Source organism: Staphylococcus sp. HMSC072B07 (assembly GCF_001815505.1).
Classification (GTDB): domain Bacteria; phylum Bacillota; class Bacilli; order Staphylococcales; family Staphylococcaceae; genus Staphylococcus; species Staphylococcus simulans.
This window is the reverse complement of record NZ_KV820924.1, coordinates 1-20,318: the sequence shown is the minus strand read 5'-3', so window position 1 is coordinate 20,318 and position 20,318 is coordinate 1. Positions and strand designations below refer to the sequence as shown.

Here is a 20,318-nt window from a genome sequence, read left to right as displayed (position 1 = left end):
CATAAATATACAAAAAGATGAAATCTCACTCATTTATACCCTATGACAGCAAGGCTTGTTCTAAATGTATGCAAAATTCATAAAAACTATAGAATGTACAACACTTTATTTCCTAGAAAAATAGTAAAAAATGACGATTTTTTCACAATTAAGACGAGTCCTTCAATTTCATAGACAGTTTTATTGATTGTATTATCAGAAATTTAGTAAAATATGAGTGAAATCAAAAAGCAGGAGGCAGTTCAAATGACACATATTGAGCTAGACTATAGTAAAGCTTTAAAATTCGTTGACGAACACGAATTAACACAACAACAAGAAATCGTAAAAACAATTCATCGTGTTATTCACGAAGGTACAGGCGCAGGCAACGACTTTTTAGGCTGGTTAGATTTACCAGTAGATTATGACAAAGAAGAATTCTCTCGTATCTTAGAAGCAGCTAAACGCATCAAAGAACATTCTGATGTATTAGTTGTGATCGGTATCGGTGGTTCTTATTTAGGTGCGCGTGCTGCGATTGAAATGTTAAGTTCAGCATTCAGAACAAGTGATGAATATCCTGAAATCGTATTTGCGGGTAACCACTTATCATCAACTTACTTACATGATTTAATTGAATACCTTGACGGTAAAGATTATTCAGTCAACGTTATTTCTAAATCAGGTACAACAACTGAACCGGCTGTTGCTTTCAGACTCTTTAAACAGTTATTAGAAGATAAATACGGTAAAGAAGAAGCAAAATCTCGTATCTTTGCGACTACAGATAAAGAAAAAGGTGCTTTAAAACAATTAGCAACAAATGAAGGTTACGAAACATTCGTAGTACCTGATGATGTAGGCGGCCGTTATTCAGTATTAACAGCAGTAGGTTTATTACCAATTGCAGCTGCAGGTATTGATATCCAAGCGATGATGGATGGTGCTGCTAAAGCGCGTGAAGAATTGAAATCAGATGACTTGTCTGAAAACATCGCATATCAATATGCGACATTACGTAATATTTTATACGCTAAAGGTTATACAACTGAAATGTTGATCAACTATGAACCATCATTACAATACTTCAATGAATGGTGGAAACAATTATACGGCGAATCTGAAGGTAAAGACTTCAAAGGTATCTATCCTTCAAGTGCTAACTACACAACTGACTTGCATTCATTAGGACAATACGTACAAGAAGGCCGTCGTTTCTTATTCGAAACAGTGGTTAAAGTTGAAAATCCTAAATTCGATATTACAATCGAAGAAGATGCAGATGATTTAGATGGCTTGAACTACCTTGCTGGTAAAACAATTGATGAAGTAAATACAAAAGCGTTTGAAGGTACATTACTTGCGCACACAGACGGCGAAGTACCAAACTTAGTGGTTAAAGTGCCAAGCATTGATCCAGAAACATTCGGTTATTTAGTATACTTCTTCGAATTAGCTTGTGCGATGAGCGGTTACCAATTAGGTGTTAACCCATTCAACCAACCAGGTGTAGAAGCATATAAACAAAATATGTTCGCATTACTTGGTAAACCAGGTTACGAAGATAAAAAACAAGAATTAGAAGAACGTTTATAATTCTGAAATAAATATAAGACTCTCATATTGCTGACTAGTAATATGGGAGTTCTTTTTTTAGTTTCAAAATACACCTGTTCCCTATATAATAGTAGTAATCGAAGATGAATGAGAGACAGGTGGAGTTATGTCAGCACATCAAATTGAACAGTGGATGCGAGCAATGGGTGACTATGGGGATATACTTGGGTTTTTATTACCGTTTTTAGAATCATTTATTCCTATTTTACCAATGTTCGTATTTGTGTTTGTTAATGTAGATACATTCGGATTATTTTTAGGAATTATAATCTCATGGCTGGGCACATTTTTAGGGAGTTTCGTTGTTTTTTTAATCATACGTTATTTTGCGAACACTAAATTCATGGATAAAGTCAAAGAACGAAAAGAAGTTCAAAAGTTTTTGGGGTTTGTGAATCATCAAGGTGTGACACCTATTTTCATTTTATTGTGCTTTCCATTTACCCCAAGTTCTTTAATGAATGTGGTGGCTGGCTTGTCTCAAATGAAACGTCAGACTTTCTTCATTATATTAGCTGTCTCAAACTTGATTGCGATGGCTTTAACAGGTATTTTAGGCAGAGAAATGCATAGCATTTTAGAAAGCCCGATTCGTGTCGTGTTAGTGATTGTGATTTTAGCTGGACTTTGGATAATCAGCAGAAAGTTGGAGCGTCGTTTCATAAAATAACGAAGGAGATAAATAGTGAGAAAAATTGTAAAATATTTGCTTTCCTTGATAATTGCGATTATTATTGTAATGTTGATTCAAGCTTTTATCTTAATCGGTGCAGTGGTACATTCTAATCAGATGTCACCTGCATTGCATCAGGATGATCGTATTTTGGTCAGTAAAGTACAAACCACTTTCAACCAAATACATAATAGTGATATTATCATGTATCGTCATCAAGGACGTATCTACTTTGGACGAGTCATTGGGACACCTGGTGAGTCTGTCGAAATAAAAGCGGGTCAATTGTATCGAGATGACCAACAAGTACATGAAAGTTATCAGGTACAACATCCTATTCAAACCCTAGCATTACGCAATATTAAACATTCAGAAGGAGATATCTTAGCACCTAAACACTATTTAATATTGAATGATGATCGCTCTGATTTAAACGATTCGAGAAAATTCGGAACGATACATCAACAAGATATTGTGGGGACTGTGTTGTTAAGATATTATCCATGGCGTGATTTTAAAATTTCATTTAATGAATAATTGAGGTGTTTTTACAGTGAAAAAAGAATTGAAAGAATGGATTATAGCCATAGCTATAGCATTGGTTTTAATCTTATTGATTTATAATTTTGTTGCTAAATCTTATACTGTACGCGGAGATTCTATGTTCCCGACGTTAAAAGACGGTGAAAAAGTTATCGTCAACGTGATCGGCTTTAAAATGGGCGGTCTTGATAAAGGTAACGTAATTGTCTTCCATGCAGATAAAAACAGCGACTATGTCAAACGTGTCATCGGAACACCTGGTGACAGTGTGGAATACAAACATGATGTATTGTATGTAAATGGTAAAAAAGTGAAAGAACCGTACTTAGATTATAATGAAAAACATAAAAGTTACGATGAAATCACAGGTACACTTCAAGTTAAAAACTTGCCTAACTCAGACGGCACAAATAAAATTCCAAAAGGAAAATTATTAGTACTTGGGGATAACCGTGAAGTGAGTAAAGATAGCCGTTCATTCGGTTTAATTAAAGAAGATCAAGTTGTCGGTAAAGTCAGCTTACGTTACTGGCCTTTAACGAAATTCAAAGTGAACTTCAATCCAGCAGAAAATTAAATGTTAAGATAGATTAGACGAAAAAGAGTTGATACTTTCATTCAAAAATAAGTATCAACTCTTTTCATATTCATAAGGGAAGAAGCACGAAACTATGAGAACATATGTGCTACAATAAATGACAAAGAGGTGAGAAAGGTGACTGAATTTAACGCATATATCGGTCGCGCGGGAACTGGAAAATCCCATGCGATGTTAGACGAAATCAAACAAAAAATGAAACAAGATCCTTTAGGTGATCCGATTATTATCATTGCGCCGACACAAAGTACTTTCCAAATTGAACAAGACTTTGTGAAAGATCCAGAGTTAAACGGGAGTTTACGTGCAGAAGTCCTTCACTTTGAACGACTCAGTCATAGAATCTTTCAAGAAATCGGTGGTCTGACAGAAGATTACGTTTCAAAAGGTGCTATGGAAATGATGGTCTTTGATATCTTGCAAGACCAACGTAAATCATTAAATTTATACCAATCGCAAGTTAAGTATTATGGTTTCAGTTCTAAATTGACAGAACAAATCCAAGACTTTAAAAAGTATGCGGTTACACCTGACCAATTAGATTTATTTATCGCTGAAAATCAGCTTCAACCGAGAACACAAGATAAGCTGCATGATATTGCGTTAGTATATCATCATTTAGAAGAACGATTAAAAGGCAACTTTGTTTCTTCAGAAGATACACTTTATAAGTTTGTAGAATGTATGGAAAACTCTGAGTGGTTAAAACGTGCTGAGATATACATAGATGGTTTCCATAACTTCTCAACACTTGAGTATTTAATGATTGAAACATTAGTTAAACATGCCAAATCTGTAAATGTTTTACTGACAACTGATGGCAATAAAGACCCATTTAGTTTATTTAGAAAGACATCATCTGTATTAACGCATTTAGAAGAGATTGCGAATCGATTAAATATTAACTTGAACCAACGTCTGTTTACGACACAATATCGTTTCGACAATTCAGATTTAAACCAATTAGAAACACAATTTGACGCACTTCAAGTTAATCCGCAACCAAACAATGGACACGTTAATATTTTAGAAGCTTCTAATGTACGTGAAGAAGTGAATGCGATTGCGCGAGATATTATTCGTAAAGCGCGTGAAGAAAATATCCGCTTCCAAGACGTCGCTATTCTCTACCGTGATGAAGCCTACGCGCATTTAATGGAAAGTGTCATGCCTGAATACGATATTCCATTTAATATTGATACAAAAAAATCTATGACACATCATCCAGTGATGGAGATGCTACGTTCACTCATTGAAGTTATCGAAACAAAATGGAGTTTTGAACCATTGATGCGCTTATTTAAAACACAAGTGCTGACACGTAAATACGAAGATAGTCGTTACCTTACAGATATCTTAGAAAACTTTGTCTTAGAAAGAGGTATTTATGGAAAGCGTTGGATAGATGACAGCTACTTCAAAATCGAACAATTTAATCAAATGGGCTTAAAGCACCAACCGATGACAGAAGAAACAGAAGAAGTGTATCGTCGTGTCATTGATTTAAAAGATTTTGTGATGCATCATATTTTAAAATTTGAACAAGCTTTAAGTGAAGCACATACCGCAGTAGAATTTGCGGCTGCTTTCTATAAAGTATGCGAAGTCTTTAATTTACCGAGTCAATTAATGACTGAACGTGATGAGCTGGATTTAGCAGGCAAACATCAACAAGCTGAAGAACTTGATCAAGTTTGGAATGGTTTGATTCAAACATTAGATGATCTTGCGACAGTCTTTGGAGATACTGAAATGTCACAAAAACGCTTCTTAGAATTATTCGATGTCGGCTTAGAACAATTAGAATTTGTGATGATTCCACAAACTTTAGACCAAGTGTCTATCGGTACGATGGACTTAGCAAAAGTAGATAATAAAACGCATGTCTATATTGTGGGTATGAATGACGGCATTATGCCCCAAGCAATCTCTAATTCAAGCTTAATCAGTGATGAAGAGAAAAAATACTTCCAAGAAGAAACGCAATTAGAACTGAGTCCGACGGCAGATATCTTACAAATGGATGAAGCCTTTGTGTGCTATATTGCGATGACACGTGCAACTACTTATGTGACATTCTCATACAGCTTAATGGGCTTAAATAATGATGAAAAAGAAGCAAGTCCATTTATCCAAAGTATCAAAGATTTATATACGAATTTAGAGGTGCAAAATATCGCCTTTATTGCACAACAAAATCCATTAACGTTAATGGAACACCCACATCAAACAAAAATCAATCTATTTGAAGCTCTTCAAAGTTGGTTGCATCATGAATTAACCGCAGAGTCTTGGTTAGATGCGTATCAAGCAATGATGCATCACGATAAATTGAAACAAGGTTTAAACTATCTAACATCTGCATTGACGTATGATAATAAAACCGTACAACTGAATGAAACACAAACAAAAGATTTGTATGGGTCAACTATTAATGCCAGTGTATCGCGTTTTGAAGGTTACCAAAATTGTCCGTTCAAACACTATGCCTCTCATGGTTTACGCTTGAACGAACGTACAAAATATAAACTAGAGAACTTTGATTTAGGAGATATCTTCCATGCGGTTTTAAAATATATTGCGGATAAAGTTCAAGGGGATTTCAAAAACCTGACGAATCAACAGATACGGCAATTAACAACAGAATCTTTAGAACAAATATTGCCGACAGTGCAGTACAATCTATTGAATTCTACTGCGCATTATCGTTATATGTCTCAACGTATCGGTGCGATTGTTCAATCTACATTGACTGCGTTGAAATACCAAGGCAGTTTCTCTAAATTCAGACCTCAAGCGTTTGAAAAATCATTTAGAAGAAAACCGAAAAATCCAGATCAGCTTCAAGCAGAAGCGTTATATACAACACAAGGCATACCGATTAATATCCGTGGCCAAATCGACCGTATTGACACGTATACGAACCAAGACCGCAGTTTTGTGAACATTATCGACTACAAGTCATCAGAAGGCAGTTCAGAATTAGATTTAACTAAAGTGTATTATGGACTACAAATGCAGATGATGACGTATATGGATGTCGTGCTTCAAAATAAAGAAAGGCTAAACTTAGCAGCACAAACTGAACCTGGCGGCTTACTTTATTTCCATGTCCATGAACCACGTGTTAAGTTCTCAAATTGGGCAGATATTGATGAAGAGAAACGTCAAAAAGAATTATTGAAATCCTTTAGATTAAGCGGTTTGGTCAACAATGATCCAGATGTGATTGAGGCAGAAGATTCACGCTTAGAACCTCAATTTACTTCTGATATTGTACCGTTGAATATGTTGAAAAGCGGCGCATTAGGTAAAAGCAATCCAGTCGCAGATACAGATACAATTTATAAATTTATTGAACATAATAAACAGAACTTCACACAAATTGCGTCTGATATTATGGATGGCCATACTGAGGTCGCTCCGATGAAATATGATCAAAAATTACCGTGTCGTTTTTGTAATTATCGTTCCGTGTGTCATGTGGACGGCATGATTGACAGTAAACGTTATCGTACAGTAGATGAAACGATTAACCCGATAGAATTATTGAAAGTAGCATCAGAAGAAGAGGAGGATGACGCATGATACCAGAAAAACCGAATGATGTGATTTGGACAGACGGCCAATGGAAAAGTATTTACGCGAAAGGCCAAGATACTTTAGTAGCAGCTGCAGCGGGTTCTGGTAAAACGGCTGTATTGGTTGAAAGAATTATTCAACGTATCTTACGTGATGAGGTTGATGTTGACCGTTTATTAGTTGTGACGTTTACCAATTTAAGTGCACGTGAGATGAAGCACCGCGTCGAACAACGTATCCAACAAGCATCTTTAGAAAATCCAAGCAATACACACTTGAAAAATCAACGCGTTAAAATTCATCAAGCTCAAATTTCGACGTTGCATAGTTTTTGTTTAAAACTTATCCAGCAACATTATGATGTGCTAGAAATTGATCCGAATTTCAGAACCAGCAGCGAGGCTGAAAACATCTTACTCATAGAACAAACTATAGATGAAGTATTAGAACAATATTATGATGCGTTAGATTCAGCCTTTATTGATTTAACAGAACATTTATCTTCTGATAGAAGTGATGACAAGTTCAGAAAAATCATTAAGAATCTGTATTATTTTTCAGTTGCGAATCCACAACCAATGGCTTGGCTGTCATCATTAGTAGAACCTTATAACAATATTGACACACAAGATGAGTACTTAGCCTTATTGATCAATATTGCGAGAGTCTATATGTATACGGCACTTGAAAATTTAAATAAGAGTTACGACTTATACCATGAATTCGCAGGTGTTGAAAAACATTTAGAAGTGGTTGAAGGTGAGCGTGCGTTTTTAGCACGTGCTATGGAAGGAGATGTGTTAAACACTGAGTTAATCAGTGAACATCAATTGCCAAAGCGTTTTCCAAGTATTACCAAGAAGCTTAAAGAAGCGAATGAAGGCTTTGAAGACGGCCTAAAACTCGCGAAATCATATTATGATGACTATAAAGCAGCAGTTGAGAAAGTGAAAAAAGATTATTTCTCACGTTCAGCAGAAGATTTAAAAGCAGATATGCAGACGCTAGCACCTAGAGTAGCGGTATTAGCACAAATTACACAAGATGTGATTGAACAGTTCAGCCTCAAAAAGCGTAGTCGTAATATCTTAGATTTCTCTGACTATGAGCACTTTGCGTTGCAAATTTTAATGGATGAAGCAGGGAATCCGACTGAAATTGCACGTCATTATCGTGACCGCTTCGACGAAATCTTAGTGGATGAGTATCAAGATACCAATCGCGTACAAGAACAGATTTTAAGTTGTTTGAAACGCGGCGACGAAACAAATGGCAACCTCTTCATGGTTGGTGACGTGAAACAATCGATTTATAAGTTCAGACAAGCGGATCCTAGTTTGTTTATTGAAAAATACAATCGTTTCAATATAGATGGCAGTTCTGGCATGCGCATTGATTTATCGCAAAACTTCCGTTCTAGACCTGAAGTATTATCTACAACCAACTATTTGTTTAAGCATATGATGGATGAAGCAGTCGGTGAGATTGTTTACGATGAAGCGGCACAATTGTATTTCGGTGCACCGTTTGATGATAGACCGCATCCATTACATTTAAATGTTTTAGTAGAAGAAGCAGAATCTGAACTTACAGGTGATGAACAAGAAGCGGAATATATTGCAGATCAAGTTGAAACCATTTTAAATCAACATGAAGTCTATGACATTAAGAACAAGACTTATCGTAAACCGACGTATAAAGATATTGTGATTTTAGAGCGTGGATATAGTCGTTCTCGTGCATTGCAGCAGGTGTTTAAAGACCGAGATATTCCGTTTCATGTAAATAGTAAAGAAGGGTACTTTGAACAAACTGAAGTCAGACTGGTCTTATCTTTCTTAAGAACGGTAGATAACCCGCTTCAAGACATCTATTTAGTCGGTCTGATGCGTTCTGTTATCTATCAATTTACAGAAGATGAACTCGCAAGTATTCGTATTGTCAGTCCGAATGATGATTATTTCTATCAATCGATTCAGCATTATATGCAGAGTGAAGAAGCGGATGTGCGCTTAGTTCAAAAACTTCAAGACTTCTTAGATGATTTAGCATTTTATCAAGCGTTCAGTTTAAAACATCCGGTCTATCAATTGATTGACCGCTTCTACAATGATCGCTTTGTGATTCAATATTTCAGTGGTTTAATCGGCGGTAAAGGCAGACGTGCAAACCTTTATGGTTTATTCAATAAAGCTGTAGAATTCGAGAAATCCAGCTTCAGAGGACTCTTCCAGTTTATTCGATTTATTGATGAATTAATCGAAAGAGGTCAAGATTTCGGTGAAGAGAATGTCGTTGGTCCGAATGATGATGTGGTACGTATGATGACCATTCACTCTAGTAAAGGTTTAGAGTTCCCATTTGTGATTTATTCTGGATTAAGTAAACAGTTTAATAAACAGGATTTAAGTCAACCAGTGATTTTAAATCAAAAATACGGATTAGGTTTGACTTACTTTGATACTGAACTAGATATCACGTTCCCATCACTTGCCTCTGTGACACTTAAAGCCATTAATGAAAATGAAATTATTTCTGAAGAAATGCGTTTAATGTATGTAGCCTTAACAAGAGCCAAAGAGCAATTATTCTTAATTGGACGTGTGAAGAGCGAACAAGCATTAGATAAAATGGTCGGTACAGCGATTGCAGGAGATAAGTTGCCTGTTAGTTACCGTTTGAGTGCGAAAACGCCATTTGAACTGATTTATCCGATTTATGCGAAATATCAATCTCACAGCATTACTAATGATTTGAAGTTTGAACAAGATATTAATGATTTAGCATTACCGCTTCAACCTAAAGTAGAAATTCAAATCGATGATTATAGTGATATCAAACCAGATGAAACAGAAGAAGACAAAGAAGATTATCGTACGGTGGCAGATATTATTGATTATCAGTCTGGTCAACCAGAAGTAGAACGTCAAATTGAACAACAATTAGCGTTTGAATATCCATATCAAAAAGATATGGTCAAACCGACGAAACAATCTGTATCTGAATTGAAACGTCAGTTAGAAACAGAAGAAAGCGGCACAAGTTATGAACGTGTCCGCCAATACCGTTTAGGTGCTTCGACTTATGAACGTCCGCAATTTTTACGTCAACATCAAAAACGTAAAGCTAATGAAATCGGAACATTGATGCATACAGTGATGCAGCATTTACCGTTTAAAACTGAGCGTATGACTGAAGATGAATTAGATCAATATATTGATCATTTGATTGAGAAGAATATTATCGAAGATGATGCGAAACAAGACATTCGTATGAAAGAAGTTGTTAAATTCATCAATAGTGATCTTTATATGAAGATTGCGCAAAGTGACCAGATTATGCGCGAAGTACCTTTTGTGGTTAACCAAAGTAAAGTTGATCACGAAATGGATCAAAATGAAGATGTTTCAATTATCCAAGGGATGATTGACTTGATTTATCGACAAGATGATCAGTATTACTTTGTGGACTATAAAACTGATGCCTTTAACCAACGAAAAAGTGAAACAGATGAAGAAGTCGGCGAAAAATTAAAAGCGCGTTATAAAGTACAAATGTACTATTATCAAGCCGCACTTGAGACGATTTTAAACACGAAAGTCAAAGGTTCGCTGTATTTCTTCCAATACGGTGAATTAAGATTAGATGACACTTCGCATTAATTCCAAATGGACAGGGTAGAGATAATTAAGAGGATTAGACGTTTAGTTTGTATTTTCATATTATCACTCCCTATATTTGGAAGTGTTTATTAAATATTTGTTATTTTTCTGAAAATACAGTTATAATGTAAATTAAGATTGAGATGAGGAGCTGATATTGAATGAAATTTTTATCATTCAAATATAATGATGAAACATCGTATGGTGTGAAAGTAAAACGTGAAGAAGCAGCTTGGGATTTAAGAAAAGTTTTCGCAGATTTTGGTGAAGGCGACTTCCATCCTAAGACTTTATTAGAAGGTTTAGAACAAAACCATACATTAGATTTCCAAGAGCAAGTGCGTAAAGCAGTTGTCGCAGCAACAGATAGTCCAAATTCAGAAGACTATAAAGTACAATTTGCAGACTTAGAATTTTTACCACCTGTGACACCGCCGAACAATGTGATTGCATTCGGACGTAACTATAAAGAGCATGCGGATGAATTGAATCATAGTGTAGAACGCTTATACGTGTTCACTAAAGCAGCATCATCTTTAACAGGTGATGAATCAACAATTCCTAACCATAAAGATATTACAGATACATTGGATTATGAAGGTGAATTAGGGGTTGTTATCGGTAAATCAGGCGAGAAAATTCCTAAAGGTTTAGCATTAGACTATGTATACGGTTATACAATCATTAACGATATCACAGACCGTACAGCACAACGTCAACAAGACCAAGCCTTTTTATCTAAAAGCTTAACTGGCGGTTGCCCAATGGGTCCTTATATCGTTACTAAAGATGAATTACCGACACCTGAAGACGTAAATATCGTCACAAAAGTAAACAATGAAATTCGTCAAGATGGCAATACAAGTCAAATGATTCTTAAAATTGATGAATTGATCGCAGAAATCTCTAAATTTGTTGCTTTACACCCAGGTGATATCATTGCGACAGGTACACCATCAGGTGTTGGGGCAGGTATGAATCCGCCTCAATATCTACAACCTGGTGATGAAGTTAAAGTTACAATCGATAATATCGGTACTTTAACTAACTTTATCTCTAAAGAAGAAGAGTAATTAATAATTATCATGCTTTTTAATTAAGCATATTATTATAATAAAGCCCGAGTTGAAATGAATTTGTTTCAACTCGGGTCTTTTAATATCCAAAATAGAAAAATTAATTTTCACTTAAAGTTTAAAAGCAATAAGAAAAGCTCATCACATGTAGTGACGAGCTTTAAATAGTTTATTAATTACCAATGCCGAATAGGCTTGAGATTGGTCCTTCTGGTAAGATAATGCCTAATGCCATTGTGATAATGATTAGAACAATTGTACCCCAGAATAAACCTGTGTGTGAAACTGAACGTTCTTTACGGATTAATGTCACTTCCATTAAAGCAACAACTGCGATACCGCAAATCATTTTTAATGTGAGTAACATATGTGCACTACCTGTTGCAGTAGCGAATTCTACAACAACTTGCCACACACCACTGAATAAGATCAGTACTAAGAACAAACGTAATGCCATGTGCAACGGTTTGTAAGCTTTCTTAGGTGCACCGGGTGATTTAAAACTGAAATAAGCTGCGATAAATAAAATAATCCCGATGACCCAGCTGAAAATGTGTAAATGTAACATGTAATTTCCCCATTTCTTCAATATTCCGTATCTATGATAACATATAACCTTAGCTTAATTATAATGATTATAATTATTTTGAATTTATTATTGAATGCTTGATGGTTTTATGGATTTTCTCTAAATAATATATATTATTTAGATTGCGCTTTATAACCCACCATATTAATAATATCTTTAGGTGAACTATAAGGCGGCGCATAGGCTGGTTCAAATTCAGTTAGTTCATCAATGGTCATATTGTTTTGCATGGCCATTGAAAGTACATCAATACGTTTATCTGCACCTGCTTTACCGACTGCGGCAGCGCGTAAAATACGACGTGTATCTTTGTCGAAATAGACACGTAAATGGACACGTTCTGCGCCAGGGAAGTAGCTGGCATGGTTGTATTGTTCATTTTCAGTCATACCATAATTAAAGTGTTTCAATTCGTTTGGTGAGATACCGACACTCGTTAAAGTATAATCAAAGAATTTCACCGCATTTGCGCCTAAGAAGCCTTTAAACGGCGGAGCACTGTCTAAAGCGATATGTTGTGCTACAATGCTGGCAGCACGATGTGCACCCCAAGCTAGCGGTACACGTGTTGGTAAGTCAACATGACGATAATAGTAAGAGGCAATGTCGCCAATCGCATAAATGTCTTCAAAGTTCGTTTGGAAGTATGCGTTGACTGGGACATAACCATCGTCATCTAATTTGATGTCAGTATCTTTAAATGATTCATTGTTCGGTACAATACCGAGCCCTTCAATAATCATGTCGAAGTCTTCTTGTTTACCTGATTTGAAGTGCACCGTTTTACCCTCTACAGTGTCAATTTCTTCATTGAGTCGATAATCAATTTTGCGTTCATCCATCGCATCGAAAATCACTTGGTTCATATCTTGATCCATGAATTTATTGACTTTATCTGAGCGGTGGATTAATACCGTTTCTAAACCGTGATGATATAAGTTTTCTAAGACTTCTAATGAAATGTAGCCGGCACCGACAATCAGCACCTTTTTAACATTATTTTGTTTAATGTAGTTTTCAATTGCATCTGTATCTTCCAGGTTACGTAGTGTAAAGGCCATATCAGTGTCCAGTGGGAGTGAGTTTGCGCGACAACCTGGACTTAAAATTAATTTATCGTAATTGTCTGTGAATGTTTCGCCAGTCTCTCTGTTTTTGACTGTCACTTCTTTTTTAGAAGGATCAACATGTGTGACTTCGTGATAGACATGTGCATCGATATCTTTTTGTTCTTTTAAACCTTCAGGTGTGTAATTGAGCAATTGCGAACGATCTGGAATAATACCGCCTAAATAATAGGGAAGACCACAGTTCGCAAAAGTCACATCGCGATCTTTCTCATACACCGTTATCTTATAGTCTGAATTTAATCGGCGTAATTGGCTTGCGACTGTTGCGCCGCCAGCGACACCGCCGACAATAATAATATGTGTCATGTTTTTACCTCCAATATGATGTAATAAAAAAACAAGGTTGATACAAAGTGTCATAATAGATTGTCTTTAAAACACTTGCAAACCTTGAATTGATAAGATTTATATTAACAAGAATGCACGTTTGCGTTTTCTTGATAAGGAATATTTAAACTGAAAAAGTCATTTAAATAACGGCCGATACCGTCTTGGTTGTTAGAATAAGTTGTTTCTTTTGCGATGTGTTTCAGTTCATCTAAGCCGTTATCCATCGCTACGCCATGTTTCGCATATTTAATCATTTCGGTATCGTTATCTTCGTCGCCGAAAGCGATAATGTGATTGCGGTCTACACCGAGTGCATCTTTCACACTATCAATTCCTCTCGCTTTACTTATACCCCGTTTAACAATCTCTATAACTGGGAATGGCGCACCCCAGCGGCGATGTTCAATACTTTCTGCGAAGAAACGTGACAACATTTGTTTTACTCTTGGAATCATATGCTCTTCGGCTTCGATTAAAATAGAAGTCGGTGATTCATTTAATTGGCTGACGATATCTCCAGTCTCAATTTTAGGATTGCCCATAGAGAAACCTTCGAATAGATGTTCATCGTACGTATCGATAAAGACATGGTCTTTTACTTCTGCGATAATATTTTTTACCTGCATATTACGTAATGCGTCAATAATACTTGAGGCCAAGTCTGGATCTAATGTCTCATGTGTGACAGGGAAGTCAGCATCTGTCGGATTATGAACATAGGCGCCATTGAAGTTGACAATCGGCGTATTTAAGCCTAATTGGTCATAATAAGGACGACTGGCTCTGAAAGGTCTGCCTGTCGCAATCATGATATGGTGGCCTTGTTCTTTTAACGTTTGTAAAACTTTAAATGTATATGGTGAAATTTCTTTTTCATCGTTTAATAATGTTCCGTCTAAATCTAAACAAATTAAATAAGGTTCCATAGTATAATCTCCTTGTGCTTAAGTTGATAAATAAATCTAAATGCGGTTTGACGCATGAAATGGATGAATTGAGTATAAACACTGCTCAATCTCCTTATATGAAACATTGTCTATAAATAGGCTGATTCATTTTTTTGTGAATGTATTCCTATAATAGCATTTTATTGGAGTTTTGTCGGATATTTGATATATTGATAATAACCATAATTGCATAAAAGAGGTGAATATAATGGATGAAGCATTAAAAGATAATATCTTAGGTGCATTAGAAAACGTAATTGACCCTGAGCTCGGCATTGATATCGTCAACTTAGGTTTAGTATATAAAGTCAATCTCGAAGACGATGGTTTATGTAAAGTAGAGATGACACTAACATCAATGGGTTGTCCTTTAGGACCGCAAATTATTGAACAAATCAAAATGGCGCTTGCAGAAATTCCGGAAATTCAAGATACTGAAGTGAATGTTGTTTGGAATCCGCCATGGAATAAAGATATGATGTCACGCTATGCGAAAATCGCTTTAGGCGTGAGCTAAGAGATATCATGCCAATGATATAAGAAATGAAACGACTTATTTGTTTAAAGCTAATGAAAAATAGCTGAAGACGATAAGTCGTTTTTTTTATCCCGAATTGTACTTGTTCACAAAATTGTTATAAATGAGTTGTGCGATTCATGCTAAATAAAAGATTTATTCAAATAACTATAAAATATCTTGATATTGCAAGAATATTACATTAATATTACAATTGGTAATTATGACACTCACGTGTTCTGTCACATACATAGAGCACAATGAACCACGCAAAATCTTAAATCAGAAAGAAAGGTAAATGCATGACTAATTTGAAACGCAGTTCAGCTCAGAACAGTGCATCACCTGAAAAACCTAAAAAAATGAACTATATGCCTGGTTTAGATGGGTTAAGGGCAATTGCTGTGCTCGGTATTCTTATCTACCATTTAAATAAACAATGGCTTTCAGGCGGATTTCTTGGTGTAGATACGTTCTTTGTTATTTCTGGATATTTAATCACAAGTCTTTTATTAATAGAACATCATCAAACAGGAACGATCAGTTTAAAGCGCTTCTGGTACAGACGTATTAAACGTTTGATTCCAGCAATGTTATTTGTGGTCAGTGTAACTACGATATTTACGTTGTTATTCCAAAGAGATGAAATACTTCGTGTTAAACAAGATGCGATTGCGGCTATTTTTTACGTCTCTAACTGGTGGTATATCGCTAAAGATGTCAATTATTTCGACCAATTTTCATTTGAACCTTTAAAACATTTATGGTCTCTTGCGATTGAAGAACAATTCTATTTATTCTTTCCTTTAGTTTTGATTTTATTACTGGCTAAAGTTAAGAAACATAAACAAATTGTATTGATATTTTGGATTATCTCATTAGCTTCATTATTAGCAATGGTGTGGATTACACATCCTGGCATGAACTTCTCGCGTGTGTACTTCGGTACAGATACACGCTTGCAAACGTTATTACTCGGTGTCATTCTTGCATTTTTATGGCCGCCGAACCGTTTGAGAAAAGATCCGCCGCTTGCGGTACGTATGTCAGTTGACTTGATGGGAGTTATCTCATTAGCAATTTTAATGGCTTTATTTGTCGTTGTAGAAGACCAAAGTTACTGGATTTATAATGGTGGTTTCTACTTGATTTCAGGGATTACACTCTTCTTAATTGCTAGTGTGGTACATCCGAGCGGCTTATTAGCACGCTTTATGGGCAATCCATTATTTGTATATATCGGACAACGCTCATATAGTTTATATTTATGGCATTTCCCAATTATCGTATTATTGCATCGCTACTTTGTAGCAGGACAAATTCCAGTATGGGTGTATGTCGTAGATGTTGTTTTAACATTCATTATGGCCGAAGTGTCTTATCGTTATGTTGAAACACCATTTAGAAAACAAGGCTTCAAAATGTTGTCATTTAGAACGAAATCAAAACGTATTTGGGTTCATTGGCTGGCATTATTAGTCATTGCAATTCCGTTTGCGGTAATTTTAGCAGGTGTCTTTGATCATTACGGTAAAGATAAAACTGCGGATAAAGCGACTCAATTCAATACAAATTCAATTGATAAATATGTGGTACGCCCAGTGCCGTATGGCAAAATTGATTTCTTAGGCAATGGCGGCGGCAAGCAGCCAGAAGAACAAGTTGAAGTATACAATAAAGTGAAACCTTTATTAATCGGTGACTCTGTTATGGTTGATATTGGTGAACGCTTTAAAGAACAAGTACCGCATTCAGTCATTGATGGTAAAGTGGGACGTAATATGTACCAAGCTAAACCATTAATCCAACAAAATTACAGTCACTATAATAAAAAAGGCGACCAAGTCATTATTGAATTAGGTACGAATGGTGACTTCAATAAAGAACAATTAGATGATGTTATCGCATCATTCGGTAAAGCGGACATCTATTTAGTCAACACACGTGTGCCGCGTTCTTATGAAGGACACGTTAACCAATTGATGAAAGAAGCGGCTAAAGAACATAAAAACGTTAAACTCGTAGATTGGTATAAACGTTCGGCAGGACATCCTGAATACTTCGCATATGACGGTATTCATTTAGAGTATCCAGGTGTTAAAGCATTATCTGATGAAATCATTAAAACAATGGGTCTCAGTAAAAAAGACAAGTAAATAGAAACGAATACAAGAACTGAAATCAGAAAATGAACGCTGATTTCAGTTCTTTTCTTATATTTAGAGTGAGTTTGTTATAGGTAAAAGTTTTGTGGTAAAGCATATGAGGAATGACTTAAAAAGAAGAGAAAAATTTACTGAAACGAAGCGTTATAAGTTGAAAAATAAAGGGTCGATGCTCTATACTATGTATAAGGTCAAAGAAAGTCAAAGTCAAAAGGACTTGCAAGCATACTGAGTAACAGAGGTGAAGAGAATGGATGCAAATAAGATGACCTATGCCGTGCAAGAAGCGTTACAACAAGCGATTCAACTTGCACAAGACTATGAACAACAAAATGTAGAAATAGAAGCAGTGTTATTAGCTGCCTTAAAAGAAACAGATAGTTTATTTAATAGTGTATTAGAACGTGCCAATATTGATACGAGTGAATTAGCGAACGCATATGATTCAAAATTAAAACGCCATGCGACAGTTAAAGGCGATAATATTCAATATGGTCAATATATCGGCAATGAAACCAATACGCTGTTTAATAAAGCAGAAGCTATTATGAAAGACTATGATGATGAGTTTGTATCAATGGAACATGTGTTGTTAGCAGCCATGGAAGTTGATGAGACAACTAAATCATACGTCGGAAATAAAAATGAAGTAATCAAAGAAATTATTAAGAAGATCAGAGGAGGAAATCACGTGACATCACAAAATCCAGAAGCGAACTATGAAGCACTTGAAAAATATGGTCGTGATTTAGTAGAAGAAGTCCGACAAGGAAATATGGATCCAGTTATCGGAAGAGATGAAGAAATTCGTAATACGATTCGTATCTTAAGTCGTAAAACGAAAAATAACCCTGTCTTAATCGGGGAACCAGGTGTCGGTAAAACTGCGATTGTTGAAGGATTAGCACAACGAATTGTGAAAAAAGACGTGCCGGAATCCTTATTAGATAAAACAATCTTCGAATTAGACCTAAGTGCATTAGTGGCTGGTGCAAAATACCGTGGTGAATTCGAAGAACGCTTAAAAGCAGTCTTAAAAGAAATTAAAGATGCTGACGGTCGTATTATTCTCTTTATCGATGAATTGCATATGCTAGTCGGTGCAGGTAAAACAGATGGAGCGATGGATGCAGGCAACATGTTGAAACCGATGTTAGCACGTGGTGAATTACACTGTATCGGTGCAACAACTTTAAATGAGTATCGTGAATATATTGAAAAAGACTCAGCATTAGAACGTCGTTTCCAAAAAGTAAACGTGTCTGAACCTGATGTAGAAGATACGATCTCTATTTTACGTGGATTGAAAGAACGCTATGAAGTGTATCATGGTGTACGTATTCAAGACCGTGCATTAGTTGCTGCAGCAGAATTATCAGATCGTTATATCACAGATCGTTTCTTACCAGATAAAGCAATTGACTTAGTAGACCAAGCATGTGCGACAATTCGTACAGAAATGGGTTCTAACCCAACAGAACTCGACCAAGTCAACCGTCGTGTAATGCAGTTAGAAATTGAAGAAAATGCGCTACAACATGAATCAGACAGTGTCAGCCAACAACGTTTGAAAGAACTTCAAGAAGAGCTTTCAAATGAAAAAGAAAAACAAGCAGCGTTACAATCTCGTGTAGAACAAGAAAAAGAAAAAATTGCGAAACTACAAGAAAAACGAGCAGAGCTTGATGAAAGCCGTAAAGCATTAGAAGATGCTGAAAATAACTATAATCTTGAAAAAGCAGCGGAATTGCAACACGGTAAAATTCCTCAATTAGAAAAAGAATTACGTGAATTAGAAGATGCGTTCCAAGATGATCAAGTTGGTGATGAAGAACGTATTATCCGTGAAATTGTGACAGATGAAGAAATCGGAGATATCGTCAGTCAATGGACAGGTATTCCAGTTACAAAATTAGTGGAAAGTGAACGTGACAAATTACTACACTTAAACGATATCTTGCATGAACGTGTCGTAGGTCAAGATAAAGCCGTTGATTTAGTTGCAGATGCGGTTATCAGAGCACGTGCAGGTATTAAAGACCCTAACCGTCCAATCGGAAGTTTTTTATTCCTAGGACCAACAGGTGTCGGTAAAACAGAGCTTGCGAAAGCTTTAGCTTCTAGCTTATTCGATTCAGAAAAACACATGATTCGTATCGACATGAGTGAGTATATGGAAAAACACTCTGTCTCTCGTTTAATCGGAGCGCCTCCAGGCTATGTCGGTCATGATGAAGGCGGTCAATTAACAGAAGCAGTGCGTCGTAATCCTTACTCAGTCATCTTATTAGATGAAGTAGAAAAAGCACACTCTGATGTCTTCAACGTGTTATTACAATTATTAGATGAAGGTCACTTAACAGATTCTAAAGGCCGTAACGTAGACTTCAAAAACACAATCATCATTATGACAAGTAACATTGGTTCGCAAATCTTACTTGAACAAGTGAAAGAAACAGGTGTAATTACAGAAGACACAGAAAAAGCAGTCATGAATAATTTAAATCAATTCTTCAAACCTGAAATCCTGAACCGTATGGATGATATTGTATTATTCCGTCCATTATCAGTAGATGACATGAGCTTGATTGTAGAAAAAATCTTAGCAGAATTGAATATCCGCTTATTAGATCAACGAATTTCAATTGAAGTGTCAGACGCAGCGAAAAAATGGTTGGGTGAAGAAGCATATGAACCGCAATTTGGTGCGCGTCCATTAAAACGTTTTGTACAACGTCAAATTGAAACGCCATTAGCACGTATGATGATTAAAGAATCATTACCAGAAGGTACAACAATTAAAGTTGACTTAGATGATGATGGTTTACAATTTGATGTAGAAAAAGCACAAATATAATGATTAATATAAAGAAACGGGGCTGGGACATAAATACAGTCCAAAATAAA

At 35.9% G+C, this 20,318-nt stretch carries 13 protein-coding genes; 10 read left to right on the top strand and 3 right to left on the bottom strand.

The features are described from left to right. The first annotated feature begins 246 nt into the window (after positions 1 to 246). The 7 genes from HMPREF3031_RS09355 to HMPREF3031_RS09325 all read left to right on the top strand — a co-directional run bounded on the left by HMPREF3031_RS09355 (position 247) and on the right by HMPREF3031_RS09325 (position 11,730). Positions 247 to 1,578 (top strand): glucose-6-phosphate isomerase, encoded by a 1,332-nt coding sequence (locus HMPREF3031_RS09355; RefSeq protein WP_002481869.1) that lies wholly within the window; start codon positions 247 to 249, stop codon positions 1,576 to 1,578. A 127-nt stretch (positions 1,579 to 1,705) separates the two neighbouring features. Then, the gene (locus tag HMPREF3031_RS09350) at positions 1,706 to 2,269 is read left to right on the top strand and encodes a TVP38/TMEM64 family protein (protein ID WP_002481870.1); all 564 of its coding nucleotides are present in this window, start codon (positions 1,706 to 1,708) and stop codon (positions 2,267 to 2,269) included. Positions 2,270 to 2,284: 15 nt separating this feature from the next. Further along, a complete protein-coding gene (gene lepB, locus HMPREF3031_RS09345; RefSeq protein ID WP_002481871.1) occupies positions 2,285 to 2,809 on the top strand; it encodes a signal peptidase I in 525 nt (174 codons plus the stop codon). Positions 2,810 to 2,825: 16 nt separating this feature from the next. Next, complete coding sequence (gene lepB, locus HMPREF3031_RS09340) at positions 2,826 to 3,392, top strand: signal peptidase I (RefSeq protein WP_002481872.1); 567 nt, start codon at positions 2,826 to 2,828, stop codon at positions 3,390 to 3,392. A gap of 138 nt (positions 3,393 to 3,530) precedes the next feature. After that, entirely contained in the window at positions 3,531 to 7,001 is a 3,471-nt protein-coding gene (gene addB / locus HMPREF3031_RS09335) for a helicase-exonuclease AddAB subunit AddB (protein WP_083317889.1), read from the top strand. Continuing rightward, positions 6,998 to 10,657 carry a helicase-exonuclease AddAB subunit AddA gene (gene addA, locus HMPREF3031_RS09330; RefSeq protein WP_070724840.1) on the top strand — a complete coding sequence of 1,220 codons (3,660 nt, stop codon included), beginning with the start codon at positions 6,998 to 7,000 and terminating at the stop codon, positions 10,655 to 10,657. The genes addB and addA overlap by 4 nt, the downstream gene beginning before the upstream one ends. A 161-nt stretch (positions 10,658 to 10,818) precedes the next feature. Next, positions 10,819 to 11,730, top strand: coding sequence for a fumarylacetoacetate hydrolase family protein (locus HMPREF3031_RS09325; protein ID WP_002481875.1), 912 nt, complete (start codon positions 10,819 to 10,821; stop codon positions 11,728 to 11,730). 175 nt (positions 11,731 to 11,905) lie between these two features. Here the strand turns inward: HMPREF3031_RS09325 and HMPREF3031_RS09320 are convergent, their stop codons facing one another. From HMPREF3031_RS09320 to HMPREF3031_RS09310, 3 genes are all read right to left on the bottom strand, one after another. Next, a complete protein-coding gene (locus tag HMPREF3031_RS09320) occupies positions 11,906 to 12,301 on the bottom strand; it encodes a YisL family protein (protein WP_002481876.1) in 396 nt (131 codons plus the stop codon). Between the two features lie 134 nt (positions 12,302 to 12,435). Next, entirely contained in the window at positions 12,436 to 13,758 is a 1,323-nt protein-coding gene (locus HMPREF3031_RS09315) for a CoA-disulfide reductase (protein ID WP_002481877.1), read from the bottom strand. A 104-nt stretch (positions 13,759 to 13,862) separates the two neighbouring features. Next, the gene (locus HMPREF3031_RS09310; RefSeq protein WP_002481878.1) at positions 13,863 to 14,708 is read right to left on the bottom strand and encodes a Cof-type HAD-IIB family hydrolase; all 846 of its coding nucleotides are present in this window, start codon (positions 14,706 to 14,708) and stop codon (positions 13,863 to 13,865) included. Between the two features lie 229 nt (positions 14,709 to 14,937). Between HMPREF3031_RS09310 and HMPREF3031_RS09305 the strand changes: the two genes are divergently transcribed. The 3 genes from HMPREF3031_RS09305 to clpB all read left to right on the top strand — a co-directional run bounded on the left by HMPREF3031_RS09305 (position 14,938) and on the right by clpB (position 20,268). Continuing rightward, a complete protein-coding gene (locus HMPREF3031_RS09305; protein WP_002481879.1) occupies positions 14,938 to 15,246 on the top strand; it encodes a metal-sulfur cluster assembly factor in 309 nt (102 codons plus the stop codon). Between the two features lie 302 nt (positions 15,247 to 15,548). Beyond that, positions 15,549 to 17,402 carry an acyltransferase family protein gene (locus tag HMPREF3031_RS09300; RefSeq protein WP_082623818.1) on the top strand — a complete coding sequence of 618 codons (1,854 nt, stop codon included), beginning with the start codon at positions 15,549 to 15,551 and terminating at the stop codon, positions 17,400 to 17,402. Positions 17,403 to 17,661: 259 nt separating this feature from the next. Continuing rightward, the gene (gene clpB, locus HMPREF3031_RS09295; protein ID WP_002481881.1) at positions 17,662 to 20,268 is read left to right on the top strand and encodes an ATP-dependent chaperone ClpB; all 2,607 of its coding nucleotides are present in this window, start codon (positions 17,662 to 17,664) and stop codon (positions 20,266 to 20,268) included. The last annotated feature ends 50 nt before the right edge of the window (positions 20,269 to 20,318 follow it).

Excerpts from the sequence above, each read along its gene's own strand:
- HMPREF3031_RS09350 (WP_002481870.1), top strand. The coding sequence starts at position 1,706 with ATGTCAGCACATCAAATTGAACAGTGGATGCGAGCAATGGGTGACTAT.
- HMPREF3031_RS09315 (WP_002481877.1), bottom strand. The coding sequence starts at position 13,758 with ATGACACATATTATTATTGTCGGCGGTGTCGCTGGCGGCGCAACAGTC.
- HMPREF3031_RS09325 (WP_002481875.1), top strand. The coding sequence starts at position 10,819 with ATGAAATTTTTATCATTCAAATATAATGATGAAACATCGTATGGTGTG.
- HMPREF3031_RS09355 (WP_002481869.1), top strand. The coding sequence starts at position 247 with ATGACACATATTGAGCTAGACTATAGTAAAGCTTTAAAATTCGTTGAC.
- HMPREF3031_RS09305 (WP_002481879.1), top strand. The coding sequence starts at position 14,938 with ATGGATGAAGCATTAAAAGATAATATCTTAGGTGCATTAGAAAACGTA.
- HMPREF3031_RS09320 (WP_002481876.1), bottom strand. The coding sequence starts at position 12,301 with ATGTTACATTTACACATTTTCAGCTGGGTCATCGGGATTATTTTATTT.
- addA (WP_070724840.1), top strand. The coding sequence starts at position 6,998 with ATGATACCAGAAAAACCGAATGATGTGATTTGGACAGACGGCCAATGG.
- HMPREF3031_RS09310 (WP_002481878.1), bottom strand. The coding sequence starts at position 14,708 with ATGGAACCTTATTTAATTTGTTTAGATTTAGACGGAACATTATTAAAC.
- HMPREF3031_RS09300 (WP_082623818.1), top strand. The coding sequence starts at position 15,549 with ATGACTAATTTGAAACGCAGTTCAGCTCAGAACAGTGCATCACCTGAA.
- clpB (WP_002481881.1), top strand. The coding sequence starts at position 17,662 with ATGGATGCAAATAAGATGACCTATGCCGTGCAAGAAGCGTTACAACAA.